General features: G+C 63.8%; 20 protein-coding genes. 12 read left to right on the plus strand and 8 right to left on the minus strand.

Annotated features, from left to right (window positions below; genetic code table 11):
* The first annotated feature begins 149 nt into the window (after positions 1-149).
* From FJ959_RS27305 to FJ959_RS27315, 3 genes are all read left to right on the plus strand, one after another.
* The gene (locus tag FJ959_RS27305) at positions 150-437 is read left to right on the plus strand and encodes a succinate dehydrogenase assembly factor 2 (protein WP_140498959.1); all 288 of its coding nucleotides are present in this window, start codon (positions 150-152) and stop codon (positions 435-437) included.
* 11 nt (positions 438-448) lie between these two features.
* Positions 449-3946, plus strand: a complete 3498-nt coding sequence (mfd, locus tag FJ959_RS27310) for a transcription-repair coupling factor (protein WP_140633116.1) — start codon at positions 449-451, stop codon at positions 3944-3946.
* Between the two features lie 135 nt (positions 3947-4081).
* Positions 4082-5455, plus strand: a complete 1374-nt coding sequence (locus FJ959_RS27315; RefSeq protein WP_140515265.1) for a 3-deoxy-7-phosphoheptulonate synthase class II — start codon at positions 4082-4084, stop codon at positions 5453-5455.
* 44 nt (positions 5456-5499) lie between these two features.
* On the opposite strand, the gene FJ959_RS27320 is transcribed toward FJ959_RS27315, so the two are convergent.
* The gene (locus FJ959_RS27320; RefSeq protein ID WP_140515266.1) at positions 5500-6570 is read right to left on the minus strand and encodes a diguanylate cyclase; all 1071 of its coding nucleotides are present in this window, start codon (positions 6568-6570) and stop codon (positions 5500-5502) included.
* 327 nt (positions 6571-6897) lie between these two features.
* On the opposite strand from FJ959_RS27320, the gene FJ959_RS27325 reads away from it, so the two are divergent.
* On the plus strand, positions 6898-7317 hold the full coding sequence (locus FJ959_RS27325) for a GFA family protein (protein ID WP_140515267.1): 420 nt from the start codon (positions 6898-6900) through the stop codon (positions 7315-7317).
* A 77-nt stretch (positions 7318-7394) separates the two neighbouring features.
* On the plus strand, positions 7395-7754 hold the full coding sequence (locus tag FJ959_RS27330) for a diacylglycerol kinase (protein WP_140525393.1): 360 nt from the start codon (positions 7395-7397) through the stop codon (positions 7752-7754).
* A 22-nt stretch (positions 7755-7776) separates the two neighbouring features.
* Here FJ959_RS27330 and FJ959_RS27335 read toward each other — a convergent pair whose 3' ends face one another.
* Positions 7777-8364, minus strand: a complete 588-nt coding sequence (locus tag FJ959_RS27335) for a DedA family protein (RefSeq protein ID WP_140498949.1) — start codon at positions 8362-8364, stop codon at positions 7777-7779.
* On the minus strand, positions 8361-8921 hold the full coding sequence (locus tag FJ959_RS27340; protein WP_140525392.1) for a DUF1003 domain-containing protein: 561 nt from the start codon (positions 8919-8921) through the stop codon (positions 8361-8363). Before FJ959_RS27340 ends, FJ959_RS27335 begins: the two co-directional genes overlap by 4 nt.
* Positions 8922-9010: 89 nt before the next feature.
* Here FJ959_RS27340 and FJ959_RS27345 point away from each other — a divergent pair, with 89 nt between their 5' ends.
* The 3 genes from FJ959_RS27345 to FJ959_RS27355 all read left to right on the plus strand — a co-directional run bounded on the left by FJ959_RS27345 (position 9011) and on the right by FJ959_RS27355 (position 11929).
* Positions 9011-9727 carry a DNA-3-methyladenine glycosylase I gene (locus FJ959_RS27345; RefSeq protein ID WP_140525391.1) on the plus strand — a complete coding sequence of 239 codons (717 nt, stop codon included), beginning with the start codon at positions 9011-9013 and terminating at the stop codon, positions 9725-9727.
* 62 nt (positions 9728-9789) lie between these two features.
* A complete protein-coding gene (locus FJ959_RS27350; RefSeq protein ID WP_140633119.1) occupies positions 9790-11466 on the plus strand; it encodes an NAD+ synthase in 1677 nt (558 codons plus the stop codon).
* A 49-nt stretch (positions 11467-11515) separates the two neighbouring features.
* Positions 11516-11929, plus strand: coding sequence for a GNAT family N-acetyltransferase (locus FJ959_RS27355; RefSeq protein WP_140525389.1), 414 nt, complete (start codon positions 11516-11518; stop codon positions 11927-11929).
* 328 nt (positions 11930-12257) lie between these two features.
* On the opposite strand, the gene FJ959_RS32425 is transcribed toward FJ959_RS27355, so the two are convergent.
* A complete protein-coding gene (locus tag FJ959_RS32425; protein WP_224518946.1) occupies positions 12258-12410 on the minus strand; it encodes a hypothetical protein in 153 nt (50 codons plus the stop codon).
* On the opposite strand from FJ959_RS32425, the gene FJ959_RS27360 reads away from it, so the two are divergent.
* On the plus strand, positions 12409-14112 hold the full coding sequence (locus tag FJ959_RS27360; protein WP_224518947.1) for an ABC transporter ATP-binding protein: 1704 nt from the start codon (positions 12409-12411) through the stop codon (positions 14110-14112). The two genes, FJ959_RS32425 and FJ959_RS27360, sit on opposite strands and share 2 nt — an antisense overlap.
* A 199-nt stretch (positions 14113-14311) precedes the next feature.
* Positions 14312-15685: a glutamate--tRNA ligase gene (gene gltX / locus FJ959_RS27365; protein ID WP_140584338.1), complete on the plus strand. Its 1374-nt coding sequence runs from the start codon at positions 14312-14314 to the stop codon at positions 15683-15685.
* Here gltX and FJ959_RS27370 read toward each other — a convergent pair.
* The 3 genes from FJ959_RS27370 to FJ959_RS27380 form a co-directional block, all read right to left on the minus strand.
* Positions 15603-16799, minus strand: coding sequence for a DUF2865 domain-containing protein (locus tag FJ959_RS27370; RefSeq protein ID WP_140560906.1), 1197 nt, complete (start codon positions 16797-16799; stop codon positions 15603-15605). The genes gltX and FJ959_RS27370 overlap by 83 nt on opposite strands.
* A gap of 77 nt (positions 16800-16876) precedes the next feature.
* The gene (locus FJ959_RS27375; RefSeq protein WP_140498933.1) at positions 16877-19201 is read right to left on the minus strand and encodes an NADP-dependent malic enzyme; all 2325 of its coding nucleotides are present in this window, start codon (positions 19199-19201) and stop codon (positions 16877-16879) included.
* A gap of 161 nt (positions 19202-19362) precedes the next feature.
* The gene (locus tag FJ959_RS27380) at positions 19363-20142 is read right to left on the minus strand and encodes an SDR family oxidoreductase (RefSeq protein ID WP_140557802.1); all 780 of its coding nucleotides are present in this window, start codon (positions 20140-20142) and stop codon (positions 19363-19365) included.
* A 117-nt stretch (positions 20143-20259) separates the two neighbouring features.
* On the opposite strand from FJ959_RS27380, the gene FJ959_RS27385 reads away from it, so the two are divergent.
* Positions 20260-21075, plus strand: a complete 816-nt coding sequence (locus FJ959_RS27385) for a UDP-2,3-diacylglucosamine diphosphatase (protein WP_140515274.1) — start codon at positions 20260-20262, stop codon at positions 21073-21075.
* A 129-nt stretch (positions 21076-21204) separates the two neighbouring features.
* A complete protein-coding gene (locus tag FJ959_RS27390) occupies positions 21205-22419 on the plus strand; it encodes an MFS transporter (RefSeq protein WP_140633122.1) in 1215 nt (404 codons plus the stop codon).
* On the opposite strand, the gene dgcA is transcribed toward FJ959_RS27390, so the two are convergent.
* Entirely contained in the window at positions 22390-23373 is a 984-nt protein-coding gene (gene dgcA / locus FJ959_RS27395; protein WP_140633125.1) for an N-acetyl-D-Glu racemase DgcA, read from the minus strand. The two genes, FJ959_RS27390 and dgcA, sit on opposite strands and share 30 nt — an antisense overlap.
* Between the last annotated feature and the right edge of the window lie 70 nt (positions 23374-23443).

Genomic DNA, 23443 nt, shown 5'->3' on the forward strand with positions numbered 1-23443 from the left:
CCCAGCCTCCATCCGCTGGCGATAAAACCGGACAACTCACGTGCTACCTAATCCGGACAACTCATCTGCTTACGACACGGCTGCAGCGCAAGGCTGACAGCCCCTTCTATCCACGCTATATGCGCCGCAGCAAGCGAGGATGCGGCACAATGACGGGAACGAAACGATCAAGCGAGGGGCTCGACGCCCGCCGCCGCAAGCTCTTGTTTCGCTCCTGGCACCGCGGCATGCGCGAGATGGACCTTATCCTTGGCACCTTCGCCGATGCTGAGATCGGCGCCTTGACCGGCGATGAAATCGACCAATATGAAAAGCTCCTCGATATTCCCGACACCGAGTTCCTGCCCTTGATCACCGGCGAACGTCCTGTTCCCGCCGAAATTGATTGTGCGGTCCTGCAAAAAATCATGGCTTCACGCCGGACAATGACCTTTTGAAGAACGCTTCCATGAGCCTCATTCCCACCATCGGCTTGCCGAAAGGCCGTGCCGGCCAGTTCATCGTCGACGGCGTCGCCGACGGCTATGAAGCCTTCGCGCTGGTGCAGGCGGCGCGCGAGATCGCGCCCGACAAGCCGGTGCTGTTCGTGGCGCGCGACGGGCAGCGCCTGCCGGCAATCACAGAGGCGCTGGCCTTTGCCGCTCCCGGCCTGCCCGTGCTGGAACTGCCCGCCTGGGACTGCCTGCCTTATGACCGCGTCTCGCCCGGCTCGGATGCCGCCGCCCGGCGGCTCGACGCGCTCGCCGCCATGATCGCGCTGGCGAGGAAGCCGCATCGCGCCGTCATTCTCACCACCGCCAATGCGCTGCTCCAGCGCATTCCGCCCGCGGATCTCATCGAGGCGCAGACCTTTCACGCCAAACCTGGCAACCAGATCGATATGAACGCGCTGGTGTCGCGGCTGGAGACATCGGGCTTCGAGCGGGTGCCGACGGTGCGCGGCATCGGCGAGTTCGCCGTGCGCGGCGGCATCCTTGACCTGTTCGCGCCTGGCTGGACCGAGGCGCTGAGGCTGGATTTTTTCGGCGATACGCTGGAATCGATCCGCGTCTTCGACGTGGCCACGCAGCGCACCACCGGGCAGCGCAAGTCCATGGCGCTGCAGGCGATGAGCGAGGTGGCGCTGACGCCCGAGACGATCAGCCGCTTCCGCCGCGCCTATATCGAAGCCTTCGGCGCGCCGTCGCGCGACGATGGACTTTACGCCGCGGTCAGCGAAGGCCGGCGCTTCGCGGGCATGGAACATTGGCTGCCGTTCTTCTACGAGCGGCTGGAGACCGTGTTCGACTACCTGCCGGACACGCCTGTCGTTTTCGACCATCTTGCGCATGAGGCGCTTGCCGAACGCCACACTCTGATCCTCGATCATTACGAAGCGCGCAAGAAGCAGGCCGAAGGTGCGCTGAAGGACGCGGTGCCCTACAAGCCGGTGGCGCCGGACCTGCTTTACCTCTCGCCGGAAAATCTCGTCGCTTCTCTCGGACCGCGCGAAGCGATCGACTTCACCGCCTTCGACGCACCGGATGCGGGAGCAAGAAAGGTCTTCCACGCCGGCTCGCGCCATGGCCGCAGCTTCGCGGAAGAGCGCGCCGACCCCAACGTCAATGTCTTCGACGTCGTGGTGAAGCACATTGCCGACGAACGCGCGGCACGCCGCCGTGTCATCGTCGCCGGCTGGACGGAGGGCTCGCTCGACCGGCTCGGCCAGATTCTCACTGAACATCGTCTGGGCAATCTTGCGCCGGTGGCGACCTTGGCGGAGGCGGAGAAACTCGAGCCGGGGCAAGCGGCGTTGGCGGTGCTGCCGCTGGAATCCGGTTTCGAGACCGAAAGACTGGTCGTCGTCGCCGAGCAGGACATTTTGGGCGACCGGCTGATCCGGCGCTCCAAGCGCAAGAAGCGCGCGTCCGACTTCATTGCCGAAGCCTCGGCCCTGTCGGCTGGCGACATCGTCGTCCATGCCGACCACGGCATCGGCCGCTTCATCGGCCTGCGCACAATCGAAGCCGTCGGGGCGCCGCATGATTGCCTGGAAATCCACTATGCCGGCGACGACCGACTGTTCCTGCCGGTGGAAAACATCGAGCTCCTGTCGCGCTACGGCTCTGACACGGCCGAGGCGACGCTCGACAAACTCGGCGGCGGCGCCTGGCAATCGCGCAAGGCGCGGCTGAAGAAACGCCTGCTGGACATGGCCGGGCAGTTGATCCGCATCGCCGCCGAACGGCAGATGCGCGCTGCACCTCCGCTGGTGCCGGCGGAAGGCCTCTACGGCGAGTTCGCAGCGCGCTTCCCCTATGAGGAGACCGATGACCAGCAGACGGCGATCGATTCCGTCAGGGACGATCTGGCGGCCGGCAAGCCGATGGACCGGCTGATCTGCGGCGATGTCGGCTTCGGCAAGACGGAAGTGGCGCTGCGCGCCGCCTTCATCGCGGCGATGGAAGGTTTTCAGGTGGCAGTCGTCGTGCCGACGACCCTGTTGTCGCGCCAGCACTTCAAGACCTTCTCGCAGCGCTTTTCCGGCCTGCCGATCCGCGTCGGCCAGGCCTCACGGCTGGTCGGCGCAAAGGACCTGGCAGAGACCAAGAAGGGCATTGCCGAAGGGACGGTGGATATCGTGGTCGGCACCCACGCGCTGCTCGGCAGCGCGATCTCGTTCAAGAATCTCGGCCTGCTGATCATCGATGAAGAGCAGCATTTTGGCGTCAAGCACAAGGAACGGCTGAAGGACCTGAAGACCGACGTCCACGTGCTGACGCTGTCGGCGACGCCGATCCCGCGCACGCTGCAACTGGCGCTGACCGGCGTGCGCGAACTGTCGCTGATCGCCACGCCGCCGGTCGACCGCATGGCGGTGCGCACCTTCATCTCGCCCTTCGATCCGCTGGTCATTCGCGAGACGTTGTTGCGCGAGCGTTATCGCGGCGGCCATTCCTTCTATGTCGTGCCGCGCATCAGCGATCTGGCGGAAATCCATGATTTCCTGAACCAATCCGTGCCTGAACTGAAGGTGGCGGTGGCCCATGGCCAGATGCCGCCAGGCGAACTCGACGACATCATGAACGCCTTCTACGACGGCCAGTACGACGTTCTCTTGTCGACCACCATCGTCGAATCCGGCCTCGACATCCCGACCGCCAACACGCTGATCGTCCATCGCGCCGACATGTTCGGCCTGTCGCAGCTCTATCAGTTGCGCGGCCGTGTCGGGCGCTCGAAGGTGCGCGCCTACGCACTGTTCACACTGCCGGCCAACCGCAAGCTGACCGACACCGCCGAACGTCGACTGAAAGTGCTGCAGTCGCTCGACACGCTGGGCGCCGGCTTCCAGCTCGCCAGCCACGATCTCGATATCAGAGGCGCAGGCAATCTGCTCGGCGAAGAGCAGTCCGGCCACATCAAGGAAGTCGGCTTCGAGCTCTACCAGCAGATGCTGGAGGAGGCGGTCGCGGAGGTGAAGGATTCCGGCGAGGTGCTGGATGGCGGCTGGTCGCCGCAGATCGCCGTCGGCACGGCGGTGATGATCCCGGAGAGCTATGTGCCGGACCTGCAGCTCAGGCTGGCGCTCTATCGGCGCCTCGGCGACCTCGAGAGCACCGAGGAAATCGATGCTTTCGGCGCCGAGCTGATCGACCGTTTCGGCCCGCTGCCGGAGGAGGTGAAGCATCTGCTCAAGATCGTCTTCATCAAAGCCCTCTGCCGCAAGGCCAATGTCGAGAAGCTCGATGCCGGGCCGAAGGGCGTGGTCATCCATTTCCGCAAGCGCGAGTTTTCCAACCCGGTCGGACTGGTCAAATTTATCGGCGAGCAAGGCTCGCTGGCAAAGATCCGGCCGGACCAAAGCGTCGTCTTCACCCGCGACTGGCCAACGGCGGAAAAGCGTTTGGCGGGCTCGGCTGTCGTCATGACGCAACTGGCGCGGCTGGTAGAGAAGGCGGCGTAGCCAGCCCGGCCCATTCGCCAGCGCTGAAATTCCGGTCTAGAATAGGAAATCGGCTTCGTGTATGGAGCCGCCACCCCACATGGGGGCTGGAAATGGCGGGCGAGGTGCTTGCCGGAAAGAGCGTTGGGTGCAGCGATGACGAAATGGTCGCCGAATTCGTGGAGGGCAAAGCCGATCAAGCAGGTCCCTGCTTATCCGGACCTTGCCGCGCTGAAGAACACGGAGGCCCAGCTCGCCACCTTTCCGCCGCTGGTTTTTGCCGGCGAGGCGCGCAAGCTGAAGAAGCAACTGGCCAGCGTCGCTGCCGGCGAGGCGTTCCTGCTCCAGGGCGGCGACTGCGCCGAGAGCTTTGCCGAACATGGCGCGGACAACATCCGCGACTTCTTCCGCGTCTTCCTGCAAATGTCGGTGGTGCTGACCTTCGCCGGTGCGCAGCCGGTGGTGAAGATCGGCCGCGTTGCGGGCCAGTTCGCCAAGCCACGCTCGTCCGACAACGAGACCAAGGGCGAGGTGACGCTGCCGAGCTATCGCGGCGACATCATCAATGGCATCGAATTCGACCTCAAGTCGCGCATTCCCGATCCTGCCCGCCAGGAAATGGCGTACCGTCAGTCGGCGGCAACGCTCAATCTTTTGCGCGCCTTCGCGCAGGGCGGCTACGCCAGCCTGGAGAATGTGCATCGCTGGATGCTCGGCTTCGTCTCCGACAGCCCGCAGGCCGAAAAATACGAGTCGCTTGCCAACCGCATCACCGAGACGATGGATTTCATGCGCGCGGTCGGCATCACCTCCGAAACCAATTTCGCGCTGCGCGAGACTGATTTCTATACCAGCCACGAGGCGCTGCTGCTCGGCTATGAGGAAGCGCTGACGCGTGTCGATTCGACCTCCGGCGACTGGTACGCGACGTCTGGCCACATGATCTGGATCGGTGACCGCACCCGCCAGCCCGACCATGCGCATGTCGAATATTGCCGCGGCATCAAGAACCCGCTCGGCCTGAAATGCGGCCCGTCGCTGACGCCGGACGGCTTGCTGGAACTGATCGACCTGCTCAACCCCGAGAACGAGCCAGGCAGGCTGACGCTGATCGCGCGCTTCGGTTCCGACAAGGTCGCCGAGCATCTGCCGAAGCTGGTGCGGGCGGTGCAGAAGGAAGGCCGTAGCGTCGTCTGGTCGTCAGACCCGATGCATGGCAATACGATCGAAGCGGCCGGCTACAAGACGCGGCCGTTCGACCGCATCCTGAAGGAGGTGCAGACGTTCTTCGAGGTGCACCGCGCCGAAGGCACGCATCCGGGCGGCATCCATGTCGAGATGACCGGCAAGAACGTGACTGAATGCACCGGCGGCGCCCGCGCCATCACCGCCGAGGAATTGCAGGACCGCTATCACACCCATTGCGACCCGCGCCTCAATGCCGACCAGGCCATCGAACTGGCGTTCCTGGTGTCGGACCTGCTCAAGAAAAGCCACCCGGTGCAACACAAGCAGGTCGCCAACGGCTGACCCGTCCAAAGCAGCTCACAGGAAAAGCGCTTCCTGCCGAAAAATCAGTCTTGCTTGTAGAGCAGCCAGCTCTTGCCGGCGCGGCCCGCCATTGCCGAATGCCTGGTCACGCGGTTACGGCCGCTGACCTTTGAGCGGTAAAGCGCCCGGTCTGCCTTGCTGTAGAGGTCTTCAGGGCCCTCGGCTTCGGATGCCATGCAGATGCCCATCGAGACGGTGACGGTGCCGTAATTCATGCCGGTCTGGCTGCTGGTGAAAGGCGACTGCTCGATCAGCGCGCGAATGCGTTCGGCGATTTCGTAGGTGGCGTCCTCGCTTGCGCCCTCGACGATCAGCGCGAATTCCTCGCCGCCGGTGCGGGCGACGAACATGTCGGCGCGAATGCTGGTCTGGAATATATCGGCGATGATCTGGAGGATCTTGTCGCCGACGGGATGGCCGTACCTGTCGTTGATGTCCTTGAACCGATCGATATCGGCGAGGATCAATGCGTTGAACAGGATGCCTTTGTTGCTGTTGTAGATCCTGGTGATTTCCTTGTCGAAGGCGCGACGGTTCCAGATTTGCGTGAGGGGGTCGGTGTCGGCCAGGCGCTTGTATTCCTCGAGCTTCGACTTGACGCTTTCCAGTTCCGCGGTCTTGTCGCTGAGCGTCGAGGCAACCTGCCGGCCATGATCGATCGTCGAATTGGTGGCGACCGCCATGGCGTTGACGATCTTTTGCAGAACATCCGGCGACAGCAGGCTGTTTCTGCCGAGTCCGCTCGACGTTTCGTTGAGGATCCTGCCGTATTTCTCGATGTGGCTGCGCTCGCTCCTCAGCAGCGAAGCGATGTCCTCGAGTTCGTTGGCGATGACTTCCCTGGCATGCTCGACGATGCCGGAGCCATGGTTCTGGGCAAAGAAGGCGCGTCCGATCTGGTCGATGTCGTCCTGTGTCGGTCGGCCGCTCAGCGACACGACGGCAAGGCTGAGCTCGCGATTGGATCCGCTCAAGGCCTCGTAGAAGATCTCGTAGTTGCGTGGCAGGCCGAGCACGCCGAGCTGGCGCATTGTGGCGAGGACAGTGCTCGCAATATCGGTGCTTCGTTCGCTCTGGGCGGCTGCCGGCTGCATGTTCTGTTCACTCTTCCCCGGGAACACGCTGCGACATTCGCAGGCATCCAATGTCGCCGACCTGGGGAACGCTGGCCATTCCAGTCCATCTTGCGAAGAAGGCGCGTCCCCACTCACGACTTTCGCTTGCGAGGATCATAGATGCAGCAGCGCTAAAGTTTCCTTAATCCGCTGAATCCGGCCTGTTTTTCGCTGATTCCGGCTGGACAGGCCTTTCATCTGTGAACAAACAATTCCCGAGCGTGCCAAATGCATGTCGCATTTTCTTGCGCGCAGCCATCGAAAAGCTGGGATCCTCTCAGCAGCGATTTCTTTTGGGATGGTGCGATGAGTGAAAATCATACGGGATCGTGTCTATGCGGAGCGGTTCGCTTCAGGACACGAGGGCCGTTGCGCGGCGTCATCTATTGCCATTGCTCGCAATGTCGCAAGCAGAGTGGACATTTCTACGCCGCAACCAATGTCCCGGACGCCAATATCGATATCGACGGCGCCGACAACATCACCTGGTATGAGGCGTCCGCCTTCGCCGGGCGCGGTTTTTGCAAGACATGCGGATCGCTGCTTTTCTGGAAACCGCGGGACAACGCCTATGTTTCGGTTCTGGCGGGATCGTTCGATGAACCGACAGGCCTCGAGGGCCAATGCCACATTTTCGTGGGTGACAAGGGCGATTATTATTCGATCGACGACGCGCTGCCTCAATTCGAGAAGTCGACCCCATCGGTGAAGGTCGCCGACGAATGAATTTTGGGCGAGCCAGCTTATTCCATTGATCGGGCCATTGCTTTATCCCGTGCCGGTGATTCGCAAAGGGGTTTGGCATGCAGCGGCTGATCGACGCTTATTTCAACTCGCTGCGGGCGTTCCGCAAGCTGGCCGTAACTGAAAAAGCTTTCCAGCAGGAGCTGGCGCTGCTCGCCCTTGCCCTTCCGATCGGCTGGTTCGTTTCGGTGTCGTGGCGCGGCTACGCGCTGCTGATCGGCGCGGTGCTGCTCCTGATCATGGTCGAGGTGCTGAACACGGGCATCGAAGCGGCCTGCGATGCCTTTAGCCGCGAATTCAATGTCGACATCCAGCTGGCCAAAGACTGCGGTTCGCTGGCGGTACTGATCTCCGTGGCGCTCGTTGCCGGCGTCTGGGGCATCGCGATCATCGAGCGTATCGTCGGGCTGCCGATCTGAGCTTTCGACCGCCGGCCGACCATCAGTTTTCCCTGGCGCGTTCCTTTCGGGCGAAATGGCGGGCGATGAGCCAGGCGAGTACGGCCACGGCCAAGCCGATAGCCAGGCCCACCAATATCCGCTCATGGCGAAGCAGCGCCTGGCCGATGAAATGCTCGGCGCCCAACCCGAAGACATAGCCGATGGTGCTGAACAGCACCGCCCAGACTGCCGAGGAAATGGCGTTCAAGACGATGAAGCGGGGTGCGGCGATGTTCGACAGGCCGGCCGCGATGCCACCGACCAGGCGCATGCCATAGACGTAGCGGTTCGACAGCACGAAGATGTTGGGATGGGTGTTGAGCAGACGATAGGCGCGGCGGAAGCCGGGCCGCTTGCGCAACCCGACGACATAGCGATGGTCCGCGAAACTTCTCCCCAGGATGAAGAAGCAGGTGTCGCCGGCGAAGGCCCCAAGCGCTGCCACGACGACAGTCTGCCAGAGGACGAAGATATGCTGGTGGGCGAAGAAGCCGCCGAGTATGGCGGCACTCTCGCCCTCGGCGACACAGCCCAGAAAAACGGCGATCAGCCCGTATTGTTCGATGAAATGATGGATCGCGTCGCTCATGACGTCGATTGCTGCGACAGCCTGTCGTCGATCCGCTTGACCAGTGCGGCCAACCGCATGATCTCGTCGCGCATGCCGATGATCTGGCCGTGGCGCATTTCGTCCAGCTTTTCATGCAGCGCCATGATCTCGATCTCGGCCTTCAGATTGACCTCGTAGTCGTGGGCGGCATCGATGCGGTCGCGCTCGGTCTGGCGGTTCTGCGCCATCATGATCACCGGCGCCTGCAGCGCCGCGACCATGGACAGGACGAGATTGAGGAAGATGAACGGGTAGGGGTCGAAGGCGTCGCGCGCCAGAAGCCAGGCATTGGCTGATGTCCAGACGATCAGGAAGGCAATGAAGCCAAGGATGAACGACCAGGAACCGCCGATGCGGGCGATGCTATCGGCAAGGCGGTCGCCAAAGGTCTGGTGGAAGGCGACGGCCTTGTTGGTGTCCCTGGAGATCGTTGTGCGCTCGAGCGTCGACTGCAGCACCCGGTTCTCCAGGGCACTGAGACCGTCCGGCTTTCGTCTCAGCCAGCGGTTCGCCAGATCGTCGATTGTCTTGTTCATGGCCGTCTCCAAGGGCTTGGCTGGCGATAGAGGTAGAGGCTGCCGGGCCGCGCGGGAAGTGCTAGATTTGATGGGAACCGGAGGGACTTATGGTCGACTTCAAGAAAATTCGCGCTCGCGCCGCAAAGCGCAAGGGCGGCGAGGAGGAACTGGTCTCGCTGCTCGGGCCGATTCCCGACAACGCCGCCGTGGCCGACATCGGCGATGACCGTATCCTGTCGACGATGGCCGAGCGCGTCTTCGCCGCTGGTTTCGTCTGGCGCGTCATCGAGCAGAAATGGCCCGGATTCGAAGAGGCGTTCCTGCGCTTCGAGCCGAAGCGGTTGCTGTTCCAGCCTGACGATTTCTGGCATGAACTGGCATCCGACCAGCGCATCGTGCGCAATCCGCAGAAGATCAAATCCGTTCGCGACAACGCCGCCTTCGTCGAGCGCGTGTCAAAAGAGCATGGCGGCTTCGGCACATTCCTCGCCGAGTGGCCCGCCGACGACCAGGTCGGGCTGATGGCCTATCTCGGCAAGCATGGGAGCCGGCTCGGCGGCAATACCGGCCAGTATTTCCTGCGCTGGCTGGGTTGGGACGCCTTCGTCATTTCGGCCGACATGGCGGCCGCCCTTCGCGATGCCGGGCTTGATATCGCCGAAAGCCCGACGTCGAAGAAGGATCTCGACAAGATCCAGGCCCAGGTCAACCGTTGGGTTGCGGATACCGGCCTGCCGCGCCGGCACATTTCGCGCATCCTGGCGATGTCGATCGGGGAGAACCATTCGCCGCAGGCGCTGCGCGACTATATGGGCAACGACTGATGTCGAAATTGGCCCAAGCAAACGCCATTGCGGGGCGAATTTTGCCGCGCTAAGTCAGCAGCATGACCAAGAAGCCCGACATACTGCGCATCGCCGTTGCCCAGCTCAATCCGACAGTCGGCGACGTCGCCGGCAATCTCGCCAAGGCCCGCGAGGCGAGGGCGGATGCCGCGCGTCAAGGCGCCGATCTCGTGCTCTACACCGAGCTTTTCCTCGCCGGCTATCCGCCTGAGGATCTGGTGCTGAAGCCCGCCTTCCTGAAGGCCTGCGAGCGGGCCGCGCAGGAGATCGCCGCCGACACCGGCGATGGCGGTCCCGGCGTCATCATCGGCACGCCGCTGAAGCGCAAGACCGGCACCCACAACTCGATCGTCTTCGCCGATGGCGGCAAGATCATCACCGAGCGCTATAAGGTCGATCTGCCGAATTATGGCGAGTTCGACGAGAAGCGCGTCTTCCAGGCCGGACCGGAGATCCAGGGGCCCGTCAATTTCCGCGGCGTGCGTCTGGGAATCCCGATCTGCGAGGACATCTGGGGCGACATCGGCGTCTGCGAGACGCTGGCCGAGAGCGGCGCGGAAATCCTGCTGGTGCCGAACGGCTCGCCCTATTACCGCGCCAAGATCGATGTGCGCCACCAGGTCGTCATCCGCCAGGTTATCGAATGCGGGCTGCCGATGATCTATGCAAACCAGCTCGGCGGCCAGGACGAGCTGATCTTCGACGGCGCGTCGTTTGCCATAGGTGCCGACAAGCGGCTTGCTTTCCAGATGAGCCAGTTCGAGGAGGCGGTCGACATCACCACCTGGAGGAGACAAGGCGAAAACTGGGTCTGTTCGGAAGGACCGATGTCGAAGATCCCCGAACGGGAGGAGGCCGACTACCGCGCCTGCATGCTGGGCTTGCGCGACTACGTCAACAAGAACGGTTTCAAGAACGTCGTGCTCGGCCTGTCGGGCGGCATCGATTCGGCCATCTGCGCGGCCCTTGCCGTCGATGCGCTGGGCGAGGAGCGGCTGCGCGCGGTGATGATGCCTTACCGCTATACGTCGAAGGATTCGCTTAAGGATGCTGAAGACTGTGCCCGCGCACTCGGCTGCCGCTATGACATCGTGCCGATCTTCGAGCCGGTCGAAGGTTTCCTTCATGCGCTGACGCAGCTTTTCGAAGGCACCAAGGAAGGCATCACCGAGGAGAACTTGCAGAGCCGCGCGCGCGGCACCATCCTGATGGCGATTTCCAACAAATTCGGCTCGATGGTGGTTACGACAGGCAATAAGAGCGAGATGTCGGTCGGCTATGCCACGCTCTATGGCGACATGAATGGGGGCTTCAATCCGATCAAGGACCTGTACAAGATGCAGGTCTATGCACTGTCGCGCTGGCGCAACAGCCACGTGCCGCCGGGCGCGCTCGGACCGTCGGGCGAGGTGATCCCGAAGAACATCATCGACAAGGCGCCGTCGGCGGAACTGCGCGAGAACCAGACCGATCAGGATTCGCTGCCGCCCTATCCGGTGCTGGACGACATCCTCGAATGCCTGGTCGAGAACGAGATGGGCGTCGACGACATCGTCGCGCGCGGCCATGACCGGGCGACGGTGACGCGCATCGAGCACCTGCTCTACGTCGCCGAATACAAGCGCCGGCAGGCGGCGCCCGGCGTGAAGATCACCAGGAAGAATTTCGGCCGCGACCGTCGCTATCCCATCACCAACCGGTTCAGGGATCGCGGCTAGACACCGTACCGACCGAAAATTCGCGTCATGCCGCAGGCGAGGGGTAGCGATGCCCGAGTGTGAAATCAGCTTCGACCTGTCACGGATCGACTTCAGGGCGACATCCGACCTGTTGATGGCAAGCTATTGGGGCGGCGGGCGCAGTGACGAGACCCACCGCCGCGCCTTCGCGAATTCGCTCTGCGTCGGCGCTTATGTCGAAGGCAAACAGGTCGGCTTCGGCCGGGCGATCACCGACCGCACGGTGTTCGCCTATCTGGCCGATATCATCGTCTGGCCGCAGCATCGCGGGCAGGGCATCGGCTCGCGGCTGGTGCAGGCACTGATCGATCACCCCGAGCTCCGCACCGTTTCGCACTGGAGCCTATCGACCAGCGACGCGCATGGGGTTTATGAAAGACTGGGATTCAAGGCATCGACCGATGGCCGGTACATGCGCCTCGATCGTAAGCCGATCCGCTGACCAAGCGCCTTTGCCGTTGTTGCAAATTTATCCCAGTGCTTGGACCAGATGCCGTTTTTGGTGACCGCCAGCCTTGGCGATGCGATGAGGCATCTCTATAAGGGCCTCTCCGCGATTCCCTTTAGGGAGGACCGAATGCTAGGATTTGACATCGTTATGCGAGGCCGCGAAGCCTAGGTCCCGACCGGCGCGCCGCAGGGTTTTCACCCTCGGAACGGAGCCGGATCGAGAACAGGCCTTTGCCGATGCCGGTCGCCGCCTTCGGGCAAGTGGCCATTCATAACCGAACCTCCGCATTCCCGGGCATTGAGCCCCTTGCGCGGTTTTTTCAATTTTCGACCTTACCGGGATCGGGCTTTTTGCGCCCGAATGACATCATGGCTCGTTTTCGAATCGATTTGCGCGCAAGCGCCTTTCGCAGCGTTCTTGGCTTTACTTTCACCCACTGGCGGCGCCAGCCCTGGCGGCTTTCGCTGATCATGGCTGGTTTCTTGCTGTCGACGCTGGCCGATGTGCTGACGCCGCTCTATTCCGGCCGGCTGGTCGATGCCGTCGCCAGCAGCGCCGGCGCCGACGAGATCGCCTGGAATGCCGCGATGACCGCGTTTTCCATGCTGATGGCGTTGGCGCTGGCGGGTGTCGTCCTGCGCAATTTGGCCTTCATGGGGATCGTCGAACTGACGCTGAAGATGATGGCCGACATCGCCGCCGCCGCCTTCCACCGTGTCCAGCGCTTTTCCACCGACTGGCACGCCAACAGCTTCGCCGGATCGACCGTGCGCAAGGTGACGCGCGGCATGTGGGCGTTGGACCTGCTCAACGACACGATCCTGATCGCGCTGCTGCCGTCGATCGTCATGCTCGTCGGCTCGACGCTGCTGCTGGGCTGGTTCTGGCCGCTGATGGGAGCGGTTGTCGCCGCCGGCTCGGTGCTGTTCATCGCTGTCACGGCGATGCTGTCGCTTGGTTATGTCGCGCCGGCGGCCAGGCTCGCCAACACCTGGGACACGCGCCTTGGCGGCTCGCTGGCCGACGCGGTGAGCTGCAACGCCGTGGTCAAGGGGTTTGGCGCCGAGGAGCGCGAGGAGAACCGGCTTGCGAAGGTCGTCGCCAAATGGCGCGCCCGCACGCGGCGCACCTGGGTGCGCGGCACCATCAACGGTACCACGCAAGGGGTGCTGCTGCTGGTGATGAGAGCGGCGGTCATCGGCCTGGCGCTGATGCTGTGGTCGTGGGGGCAGGCAACGGCCGGCGACGTCGCCTTCGTGCTGACTTCTTTCTTCGTCCTGCAAGGCTATCTCAGGGATATCGGAACGCATATCCGCAACCTGCAGCGCTCGATCAACGACATGGAGGAACTGGTCGATTTCCAGTCCGAACCGCTCGGCATCGAGGATCGGCCCGGCGCCGGACCGATCCGCATCACGCAAGGGGGCATCGCCTTCGACGACGTCACCTTCCATTATGGCAGTCACCGTTCGCCGCTCTATCGCGATTTCTCGGTCGATATCGCGCCGGGCGAGCGGGTCGGGCTGGTCGGCCATTCCGGGTCGGGCAAGACGACTTTCGTCAAGCTGATCCAGAGGCTCTATGACGTGAACGCCGGCCGGATCCTGATCGACGGCCAGGACATTTCGGAGGTGACGCAGGCGTCGCTGCGCGCGCAGATCGCCATCGTGCAGCAGGAGCCGATCCTGTTCCACCGCTCGCTGGCCGAAAACATCGCCTATGCCCGGCCTGGCGCCACGCAGGCCGAGATCGAGCACGCCGCGAAGCTGGCGAGCGCGCACGACTTCATCGCCAACCTGCCGAAGGGCTACGGCACGCTCGTCGGCGAGCGCGGCGTGAAGCTGTCGGGCGGCGAGCGCCAGCGCGTGGCGATCGCGCGCGCGTTCCTCGCCGATGCGCGCATCCTGATCCTGGACGAGGCGACGTCGAGCCTCGATTCAGAATCGGAGGTGCTGATCCAGCAGGCGATGGAGCGGCTGATGGTCGGCCGCACCACGCTGGTCATCGCGCACCGGCTTTCGACGGTGCGGGCGCTCGACAGGCTGTTGGTCTTCGATCGCGGCAAGATCGCCGAGGAAGGCTCGCATGACGCGCTGATCCGGCTGCCGGGCGGCATCTACCGCCGCCTGTTCGAGCGCCAGGCGCTCGAATTGACCAAGGGACTTGTCACCTGATCGGGGATGGCCTCCGGCTCTGGCCCGGAGGCCATCCCATCAGGCGCCGGCGGCCTGACGGGCGGGCGGCGCGGGACATGCGATTGCTGGCGGAGCCGCGTTCGCCAAGTCTTTTCATTGCTTGCGCCATGTTCTATGTCTGCGACACGGCACGGGGGCGCGTCTTGTCAATCACAAAAGCATCCGGTACGCCCCGCTCATGACAGTTACCGTTCGTTTCGCCCCTTCGCCGACAGGCCGCATCCATATCGGCAATGCGCGCACCGCCCTGTTCAACTGGCTATTCGCCATGAACCATAAGGGGCGCTTCATCCAGCGCTTCGACGACACCGATGTCGCGCGCTCGAAGCAGGAATTTTCCGACGCCATCCTTTACGACCTGCATTGGCTTGGCATCTTTCCCGACACCACCGAATACCAGTCGCGTCGCTTCGAGATCTATGACGCGGCGGTCGAGCGGCTGAAGGCGGCGGGTGTTCTCTATGCCTGCTATGAAACGCCGGAGGAGCTCGACCTCAGGCGCAAGGTGCGCCGTACGCGCGGCTTGCCGCCGGTCTATGGCCGCGAGGCGCTGACGCTGACGTCGGAACAGATCGCCGAATATCAGGCCGATGGCCGCCGGCCGCACTGGCGCTTCCTGCTGCCCAATTTCACCGGCGATCCGCAGCAGCCGGAGCGCACCGAAATCCATTGGAACGACCTGGTGCGCGGGCAGGAAACCGTCGATCTCGCCTCGCTGTCGGACCCGGTGCTGGTGCGCGAGGACGGCACCTATCTCTATACGCTGCCATCCGTCGTCGACGATATCGAGATGGGCGTCAGCCATGTCATCCGCGGCGACGACCACGTCACCAACACCGGCGTGCAGATCGCGCTGTTCCGGGCGCTGGGTGCCGAGCCGCCGGAATTCGGCCACCACAATCTGCTGACCACCGTTTCGGGCGAGGGGCTGTCGAAGCGCACCGGCGCACTCTCCATCGAAAGCCTGCGCGAGGACGGCATCGAGCCGATGGCGGTCGCATCGCTGGCCGTGCTCGTCGGCACGTCGGAGAATGTCGCCGCCGCGCACGACCTGACCGAACTCGCCAGCCGTTTCGACCCGGCGGCGACCTCGAAGTCGGCGGCAAAGTTCGACCCGGACGAGCTTTTCGTGCTCAACCGGACGCTGCTGCACCAAATGCCGTTCTCCGAAGCGCAGAATCGGCTGGTGGTGCTCGGCATATCGGGCGAGCAGGCGGAACCGTTCTGGCTGGCTGTGCGCGGCAATCTCGACAGGCTGGCCGATGCTGTCGGCTGGTGGCGCATCCTGCGCGAAGGGCCGCAGGAGAAGCCGGAATTTTCCGACGCCGATCGAGATTTTCTTCACCAGGCCATCGATCTGCTGCCCGAGGAGCCTTGGAACGGGACCGTCTGGAAGGACTGGACGGCCAAGATCAGGGAAGCGACCGGCCGCAAGGGCAAGGCGCTGTTCATGCCGCTGAGGCTCGCCCTTACCGGACTGACTTCGGGACCGGAGCTTGCAGATCTATTGCCGCTGATGGGTCGGGAAGGAACGTTGGCCCGACGACCCTGACCTTCCGCTGTTCCGGCGGCAGCGTCGAGACCGGCGATGTGACCGGTTTGACCGCAAGCCGCTTGATGGCGTCGCGGTCCAGCCCGCCTGCGGCGTTTGCCAGCGTCTCGGGATCGGCACCTGGATCGGGTTTGGAGGCAGGCACCGGAATGAACGGGGCGCCCTCCGTTTGCGGCCGCGACTGTTGCTGGCTTGGCGGATTGCCGCCGATGATCTGGAAGTTCTGCGCGGCGTTGCAGCCGCAGGCCGGCGGCCGCGACAGGTTGGGCTGCTTGTAAAGATAGGCCGTCGGCAGTTCGCTGTAGGGTCGGCCGGTGACCGACGATGTCATGTCGGCTGAATCGTCGCCCATGCCGCGCGAATAGAAGACCTGGATCTCGGTGCCGGGACAGCTCGATTCGCAGTTCTTCTGGTCGCGCTCGAAATCGCCGACCGAGGCGGCATTCGACATCGGAAAGAAGTAGCCGTCGCAGGTGCGCACGCAGGTGGTACGGAACTCGCCGCCGACGCCCGGAAAATCCGGTATGCCGGACCGGCCCGGCACGCGGCGGATATTGCGCTCCTCGTCGGGATCGTCAGACTGGTCGAGCGTATCGAGCCGGCGTGTGTCGCCGCCGAACAGCTGGTCGAACAGATTGCCGTTGCCTTGTTCCCGTTTCGCTTCGCGCAAGAGTTCGCGGCGGGGCGCCACCGCGTCCTCGCGGCAGCCATTGGTGTCGAGCGCGGCCAGGATGCGTGCGCGATCGCGCCGCGAACCGCCGCCGGCGAGGCGGGCGCGCTTGGCCTGCAAGCTATCGAGATTGGCGTTCATGCGCTCGATGGTGGCGTTGAACCCAGCGCATTGGCTGACATTGCGGCTGAATAGAGAGAAGCCGCAGCCGGCGCTGCTGGACTGGCCGCGCGCCTTTGAAATCTGCTCGCGTTGCCGGTCGATCGCGGCGTCATATTTCCGGATCAGGGCCGGACCGCCACTGCCGCGCGAGGTCGCGGCAAGATCGGTCTCGAGCTGGCGGCAGACACGCGAGGCGGCCTGCGGCTCGGAGACGGCGGCGCCCGAAAGCAGCAGGCCAAGCAGCACGGCGAGATGCGCCTGCTTCCACCCTTTGCCCATCATCCGCCGAAACCCTGCTTGGTTGTTCGCCGCACGCTACGTGCTCGTGGTTAAACCGCAGTTTACCCCCGAATTGGTGTTCAGCCCAGATCGACGACAGCTTGCGCCTTGTGGGCGGCCTCGACCACCGCCAGCGCTGTCATGTTGACGACGCCGCGCGAAGTCACCGAGGGCGTCAGGATATGCGCCGGCTTGTCGGTGCCGAGCAGGATCGGGCCGACATGCAGGGCATCCATCATGGTCCTGAGCGCTGTCAGCGTGATGTTGGCGGAATCGAGGTTGGGGAACACCAGGAGATTGGCTTCGCCCTTCAGACGCGAATGCGGATAGACGCGCTGGCGCAGATGTTCCGACAGCGCGGAATCGGCATGCATCTCGCCGTCGCATTGCAGCTCGGGCGCGATGCGCGCCAGGATCGCCGCCGCCTGCCGCATCTTGAGCGCACTCGGCGAATCGCGCGAGCCGAAATCCGAATGCGACAGCAGCGCCGCCTTGGGCTCGATGCCGAAGCGCTGGATCTCCTCGGCCGCCAGCACGGTCATTTCGGCGATCTCGTCGGCGGTGGGGTCGACAGAAACATGGGTGTCGGTCAGGAAGATGATGCCGCGTTGCGAGATCAGCATGGACAGCGTCGACAGATCCCGGTCCTTGATGCCGGTTCGTGGCCCGATGATCAGCGTGACGTTGCGCAGGTGCCGCTCGAAACGCCCTTCGAGGCCGCAGACCATGGCGTCGGCGTCGCCGCGCTTCAATGCGAGGGCCGCGATCACCGTGTTGTCGGTGCGCACCATGGTGCGCGCGGCCTCCGTCGTCACGCCGCGCCGGCCGGCCAGCTCGATCAGGAGGTCGACGTAATGGCGGTAGCGCGGATCGTCCTCCGGGTTGATCAGGCCGAAGTCGACGCCGGGCTTGATGCGCAGTCCGTAGCGCTTCAATCGCACCTCGATGACGTGCGGACGGCCGATCAGGATCGGCTCGGCGATGCCTTCCTCCAAAACCACCTGCGCGGCGCGCAGCACGCGCTCGTCCTCGCCGTCGGCATAGATGACGCGCTTGGCGCTCGACGCCTTGGCCGACGAGAACACCGGCTTCATCACCAGGCCGGAGCGGAAGACGAAGCGGTTGAGCTTGTCGATATAGGCGGAGAAGTCGCTGATCGGCCTTGTCGCGACACCGGTGTCGCAGGCCGCCTTGGCGACGGCCGGGGCGATGCGCAGGATGAGCCGCGGATCGAAGGGCGAGGGGATCAGGAATTCGGGTCCGAACACCGGCGTCTCGCCGGAATAGGCGCGCGCGGCGACATCCGAAGGTTCTTCGCGGGCAAGGGCGGCGATGGCCCGCACCGCGGCCATCTTCATCTCCTCATTGATGGCGCTGGCGCCACAGTCCAGCGCGCCGCGGAAGATGTAAGGAAAACACAGTACGTTGTTGACCTGATTTGGAAAATCGGACCGGCCCGTGCAGATCATCGCGTCGGGGCGCGCCGCCCGCGCCACTTCCGGCATGATTTCCGGATTGGGATTGGCCAGCGCCAGGATCAATGGCTTCGGCGCCATGTGCTGGAGCAATTCCGGCTTCAGCACGCCGGCGGCCGAAAGCCCGAGGAACACGTCTGCGCCCGATATGACGTCGGCCAGCGTGCGCGCCTCCGTGTCCTTCACATAAGGGTCTTTCCAGCGGTCCATCTCATCCGTGCGCCCCTTATAGGCGACGCCGAAACGGTCGGTGACCCAGATGTTCTCGACCTTGGCGCCGAGCGAGACCAGCAGGTTGAGGCAGGCCAATGCCGCCGCACCCGCGCCCGAAGTGACGATCTTGATGTCGGCAATGGTTTTGCCGGCGAATTCCAGGCCGTTGAGCACTGCGGCGGCGACGATGATGGCGGTGCCGTGCTGGTCGTCATGGAAAACCGGTATGCCCATCCGGGCCTTCAGTCGCTCTTCGACCTCGAAGCATTCCGGCGCCTTGATGTCCTCGAGGTTGATGCCGCCGAATGTCGGTTCCAGCGCCGCCACCGTTTCGACCATGCGCTCGATCTCGGGCGCGTCGATCTCGATGTCGAAGACGTCGATGCCGGCGAATTTCTTGAACAGGACCGCCTTGCCTTCCATGACCGGCTTGGAAGCGAGCGGGCCGATATTGCCCAGGCCGAGCACGGCCGAGCCGTTGGAAACGACGCCGACCAGATTGGCGCGCGCCGTGTAGTCGGCCGCGGTCGCCGGATCGTCGCGGATTTCGAGGCAAGGGGCCGCCACGCCGGGCGAATAGGCGAGCGCCAGGTCGCGCTGGTTGCCAAGCGGCTTGGTGGCCTGGATTTCGAGCTTGCCCGGCGTCGGGTGCTTGTGGAAGTAGAGCGCGGCTTCGTCGAGGTCCGAACGTGCCGTTTTCTTGCTCTCGCCGTTCATTCCGGGCCTCCCTGCGATCCTGCGTGCCGCCTTCTTAGCATGCGGCCGAGATTTTTCGCGACGCCAAATGACGCAATCGCCATTCACATCGACGAAGCCGGGATAAGCGATCTATTTCAACGGTTTGAGCGGAATTTCTTCGGCGCCGGCGCTACCGGGTCTCAGAAGGCGCTGACATAGAGGCCGCCGTCCACCGGTATGTTCTGGCCGGTCAGGTAGCCGGCATGGACCGAGCACAGGAAGGCACAGATCTGGCCGAACTCCTCCGGCGTGCCGAGCCGCTTGGCCGGCACGTCGGCACTGATGCGCGCCTTGCGGGCGGCTGCCGCGGTCGGGTCTTCAACGCTGCCGGCCTCGTGCGGACCGCGCAGCCGGTCGGTATCCAGCTTGCCGGGCAGCAGGCTGTTGATGGTCACGTTGCGGTCGATCACCGTGCGCGCCACGCCGGCAAGAAAGGAGGTCAGGCCGGCGCGCGCGCCGGACGACAGATCAAGGCCGGGGATGGGGACATAGACCGATAGCGAAGTGATGTTGACGATGCGGCCAAAACCGCGCACGGCCATGCCGTCGATCACCGCCTGCACCAGCTCGATCGGCGTCACCATGTTCTGGGTCACGCCTTCGAGCATCTTGGCACGATCGAGCTCGCGGAAATCGCGCAGCGGCGGGCCGCCATTATTGTTGACCAGTATGTCGGGTTCGGGGCAAGCGGCGAGAAGCGCCTTCTGCACCTCGGGCTTCGATACATCGCCGACGACTTCCGTGACGGTCACGCCGTAACGCTCGCGCAGCTCCGCAGCGGTTTTGGCCACCAGCTCGGCGTTGCGCCCGTTGACGACGACGTCGCAACCAGCCTCGGCCAGCGCCATGGCGCAGCCTTTTCCGAGCCCCTTGCTCGAAGCGCAGACGATGGCCTTCTTTCCGCGGATGCCGAGATCCATGACGATTTCTCCTGTGATTCGCCGGCAGGCTAGCTCTTGGGCTGGACCAATCGCAACCGTCATACGGTTGTTGCATGAATCGGGGCATAGGCTCGCGAAAGCAACGGTGAATTCGCGATGTCCGGCCAAGAGCCCCGCACGTTCCGCAGCATGTTCATCTCCGACGTCCATCTCGGGTCGAAGGCGGCAAAGGCCGATTTCCTGATCGATTTCCTTAGACATCACGATGCCGACATCATTTATCTCGTCGGCGATATCGTCGATGGGTGGCGCCTGAGACGCAGCTGGCACTGGCCGCAGAGCCACAATGACGTCGTGCAGAAATTGCTGCGCAAGGCGCGCAAGGGCGCCACCATCACCTACATCGCCGGCAACCACGACGAATTCGCCCGCCAGTTCCAGGGCGTGCATTTCGGCGGCATCGTCGTCGCCGACCGCGCCATTCACGAAACCGCCGACGGCAGGCGGCTGCTCGTTATTCATGGCGACCAGTTCGACACGGTCGTGCACAATCAGCGCTGGCTCGCCTATCTCGGCGACCACGCCTACGACGCCGCCATGCAGGTCAACCGTGTGATCACCCGGCTGCGCCAGCTGCTCGGCCTGCCTTACTGGTCGTTTTCGTCCTGGGCCAAGGTCAAGGTCAAGAAGGCGGTGAACTTCATCGGCTCGTTCCAGATGGTGCTCAGCGACGAGGCGCGGCGCTCGCATGTCGACGGCGTCATATGCGGCCATATCCATCATGCCGCGATCGAAAGCTATGGCGACGTCCAGTACATCAACACCGGCGACTGGGTGGAAAGCTGCACGGCGGTGGTCGAACATTTCGACGGCCGGATGGAAATCCTGACCTGGGCGCATGTCTTGCCCGACGCGCCGGACGAACCCTTCATCCCGATGCTGATCGAGGACCGGGTGGTGCAGGCCGCCTGACTGCGGGTGCCAGGCACAGATTCCGGTGTTAATCGATTAGGCCAATCGGTTTCGTCCGGTTTTTCCTCATGTTAAGGGTCAATCCACACTGCTCGCCGTTCGTGGACGGCGGCGTTATTGGATCGATTCATGCCGCTGCCGCCGCTTTCACCCGAACAGCTCGTCAAGCCTCGCCATTTCGAACTGCGCATGAGCCTGATCTTCGCGACATTGTTCGTGTCGCAGGGCACGCATCTGCCTTACTTCCCGCTGTGGCTGCAGGCGAAAGGTTTTCACGCCGAGCAGATCGCCGTCATCCTGGCGGCTCCGATGTTCCTGCGCGTCGTGACGACGCCGCTGCTCACCGCGCTCGCGGACCGGGCGAGGGACCGCGCCGACGTCTATATCGCGCTCGTCGCGGCATCGATGATCATTTCCGCCGGCTATTTTCTGCCGGCCTCCTACGCCTTCGTGCTTGCGGTGTCGCTGGCGCTGACGATCGTATGGACGCCGCATTCGCCGATGGCCGATTCGCTCGCGCTTTCGGGCGTGCGCCGCTTCGGCTCCAACTACACCAGCATGCGTAAGTGGGGTTCGATCTCGTATCTCTGCGCCAACGTGGCCGGTGGTTTCATCCTGACCGCGGCAGGGGCGCAAGCCGTCCCGGCGATCATTTTCGCGGCACTGGGTGCCGCGCTCTTTGCCGCGCTGCTTGCGCCGCGTCTTGGCCGGCCGCGCCTTGCCTCACCGCTTTCGGCCGCGGAGATCCAGCACTCGGCACCAAGTCTCTTCAATGCCTATTTCGTCTATTTCACCCTGGGTGTCGGCATCCTCACCGCCAGCCACGCCTTCCTTTACGGCTTCGTGTCGATCTACTGGAAGTCGATCGGCATCGGCGACACCGTCGTCGGGCTTCTGTGGGCGTGGGGCGTGGTGGCCGAAGTCTGCATGTTCGTGTTTTTCAACCGCATATTCGCCTCCGTGTCGGTCGTCAGGGTGATGGTGATTGCCGGCATCGGCGCGGTCGTGCGCTGGATCGCCTTTCCGCTGATCTGGCCGCTTGGCCTCGGCGTCGCCGGGTTTTTCGGCGTCCAGACCCTGCATTCGGTGTCGGTGGCCATGGTGCTGATCGGCCTGCAGAAAATGATCGGCGAAACGGTCTCGGAAGAGCGCACCGGTGCCGCACAGGGCATCGCCTATTTCTTCAACGGCTTCTTCATGGCCGCCGTGACGCTCGCCTCCGGCCCGCTCTACGACCGTTTCGGGGTCGACGGCTTCCTGGCCATGATCCCGATCGCGATCATCGGCCTGGTGCTGGTCGGACTCGCGGCGCGCTCAGCCCCAAAGCGCCGGATCGGGCGGTGAAACCAAGGATCCCTCATAGGCGAGGCCGGGCACACGATCCCGCGCAAGCAGCAGCGGTCCGTCGAGGTCGACGAAATCGGCGTCCTGGGCGAGCAGCACCGCCGGCGCCATCGCCAGCGACGTGCCGACCATGCAGCCGACCATGACGCCGAAACCCAGTTCGCGGGCGCGGTCGCGCAGCACGAGCGCCGCCGTCAGCCCGCCCGACTTGTCGAGCTTGATGTTGACGGTATCGTAGAGACCGGCGAGCGCGGCCAGATCCCCCGCCTCATGGACGCTCTCGTCCGCGCAGATCGGCACCGGATGCGCGATGTGGCGCAGGATGCCGTCATGGCCCGCCGGCAGCGGCTGTTCGATAAGCGCGATGCCTTGCTCGGCGGCAAAGGCGAGGTTCGCGGCGATGGTGTCGTCGTTCCAGCCCTCGTTGGCGTCGAGGATGATGCGGCTGTCGGGCGCGGCCTGCCGGACGGCGCGGATGCGCGCAATGTCGTTGTCGCCGCCGATCTTGACCTTGAGCAGCGGGCGCGCCGCGTTGGCACGGGCCTGCGCCGCCATCGCCTCGGGTTCGCCCAGCGACAGCGTGTAGGCCGTCTCGAGCTGATGCAAAGGAGCCGGCCAGACCGCGTCAGCCACCGCCTTGCCGCTGATCTTGGCTTCCAGGTCCCACAAGGCGCAATCGATGGCGTTGCGCGCCGCGCCCGCCGGCATGGCGCCGAGCAGGGCTGTCCGGTCCATGCCAGCGGAGATTTGCCCGCGCATGGCCTCTATCGCGGCGCGAACCCCATCCATGGTCTCGCCATAGCGTTTGTACGGCACGCATTCGCCACGGCCCGTGTAATCGCCTTCGCTGATCGTGCAGGTGATCACTTCGGCTTCGGTCTTCGAACCACGCGAAATGGTGAAGGTGCCGGCGATTGGAAAACGCTCGGCCTCGACCGAAATGACACGCGCCATAATTTTCTGCTCCGGCTGTGCGAGAAGGGTCGTCGGCAAATCGACAAGGCCGGACCCGTCAGGCTAAACA

It is taken from the genome of Mesorhizobium sp. B2-2-4, assembly GCF_006442375.1.
GTDB lineage: Bacteria > Pseudomonadota > Alphaproteobacteria > Rhizobiales > Rhizobiaceae > Mesorhizobium.

Excerpts from the sequence above, each read along its gene's own strand:
- FJ959_RS27360 (WP_224518947.1), top strand. The coding sequence starts at position 12,409 with ATGGCTGGTTTCTTGCTGTCGACGCTGGCCGATGTGCTGACGCCGCTC.
- FJ959_RS27385 (WP_140515274.1), top strand. The coding sequence starts at position 20,260 with ATGTCCGGCCAAGAGCCCCGCACGTTCCGCAGCATGTTCATCTCCGAC.
- FJ959_RS32425 (WP_224518946.1), bottom strand. The coding sequence starts at position 12,410 with ATGATCAGCGAAAGCCGCCAGGGCTGGCGCCGCCAGTGGGTGAAAGTA.
- FJ959_RS27320 (WP_140515266.1), bottom strand. The coding sequence starts at position 6,570 with ATGCAGCCGGCAGCCGCCCAGAGCGAACGAAGCACCGATATTGCGAGC.
- FJ959_RS27375 (WP_140498933.1), bottom strand. The coding sequence starts at position 19,201 with ATGAACGGCGAGAGCAAGAAAACGGCACGTTCGGACCTCGACGAAGCC.
- FJ959_RS27325 (WP_140515267.1), top strand. The coding sequence starts at position 6,898 with ATGAGTGAAAATCATACGGGATCGTGTCTATGCGGAGCGGTTCGCTTC.
- FJ959_RS27345 (WP_140525391.1), top strand. The coding sequence starts at position 9,011 with ATGGTCGACTTCAAGAAAATTCGCGCTCGCGCCGCAAAGCGCAAGGGC.
- FJ959_RS27340 (WP_140525392.1), bottom strand. The coding sequence starts at position 8,921 with ATGAACAAGACAATCGACGATCTGGCGAACCGCTGGCTGAGACGAAAG.
- FJ959_RS27315 (WP_140515265.1), top strand. The coding sequence starts at position 4,082 with ATGACGAAATGGTCGCCGAATTCGTGGAGGGCAAAGCCGATCAAGCAG.
- gltX (WP_140584338.1), top strand. The coding sequence starts at position 14,312 with ATGACAGTTACCGTTCGTTTCGCCCCTTCGCCGACAGGCCGCATCCAT.
- FJ959_RS27350 (WP_140633119.1), top strand. The coding sequence starts at position 9,790 with ATGACCAAGAAGCCCGACATACTGCGCATCGCCGTTGCCCAGCTCAAT.
- dgcA (WP_140633125.1), bottom strand. The coding sequence starts at position 23,373 with ATGGCGCGTGTCATTTCGGTCGAGGCCGAGCGTTTTCCAATCGCCGGC.
- mfd (WP_140633116.1), top strand. The coding sequence starts at position 449 with ATGAGCCTCATTCCCACCATCGGCTTGCCGAAAGGCCGTGCCGGCCAG.
- FJ959_RS27390 (WP_140633122.1), top strand. The coding sequence starts at position 21,205 with ATGCCGCTGCCGCCGCTTTCACCCGAACAGCTCGTCAAGCCTCGCCAT.
- FJ959_RS27330 (WP_140525393.1), top strand. The coding sequence starts at position 7,395 with ATGCAGCGGCTGATCGACGCTTATTTCAACTCGCTGCGGGCGTTCCGC.
- FJ959_RS27335 (WP_140498949.1), bottom strand. The coding sequence starts at position 8,364 with ATGAGCGACGCGATCCATCATTTCATCGAACAATACGGGCTGATCGCC.
- FJ959_RS27305 (WP_140498959.1), top strand. The coding sequence starts at position 150 with ATGACGGGAACGAAACGATCAAGCGAGGGGCTCGACGCCCGCCGCCGC.
- FJ959_RS27355 (WP_140525389.1), top strand. The coding sequence starts at position 11,516 with ATGCCCGAGTGTGAAATCAGCTTCGACCTGTCACGGATCGACTTCAGG.
- FJ959_RS27370 (WP_140560906.1), bottom strand. The coding sequence starts at position 16,799 with ATGATGGGCAAAGGGTGGAAGCAGGCGCATCTCGCCGTGCTGCTTGGC.
- FJ959_RS27380 (WP_140557802.1), bottom strand. The coding sequence starts at position 20,142 with ATGGATCTCGGCATCCGCGGAAAGAAGGCCATCGTCTGCGCTTCGAGC.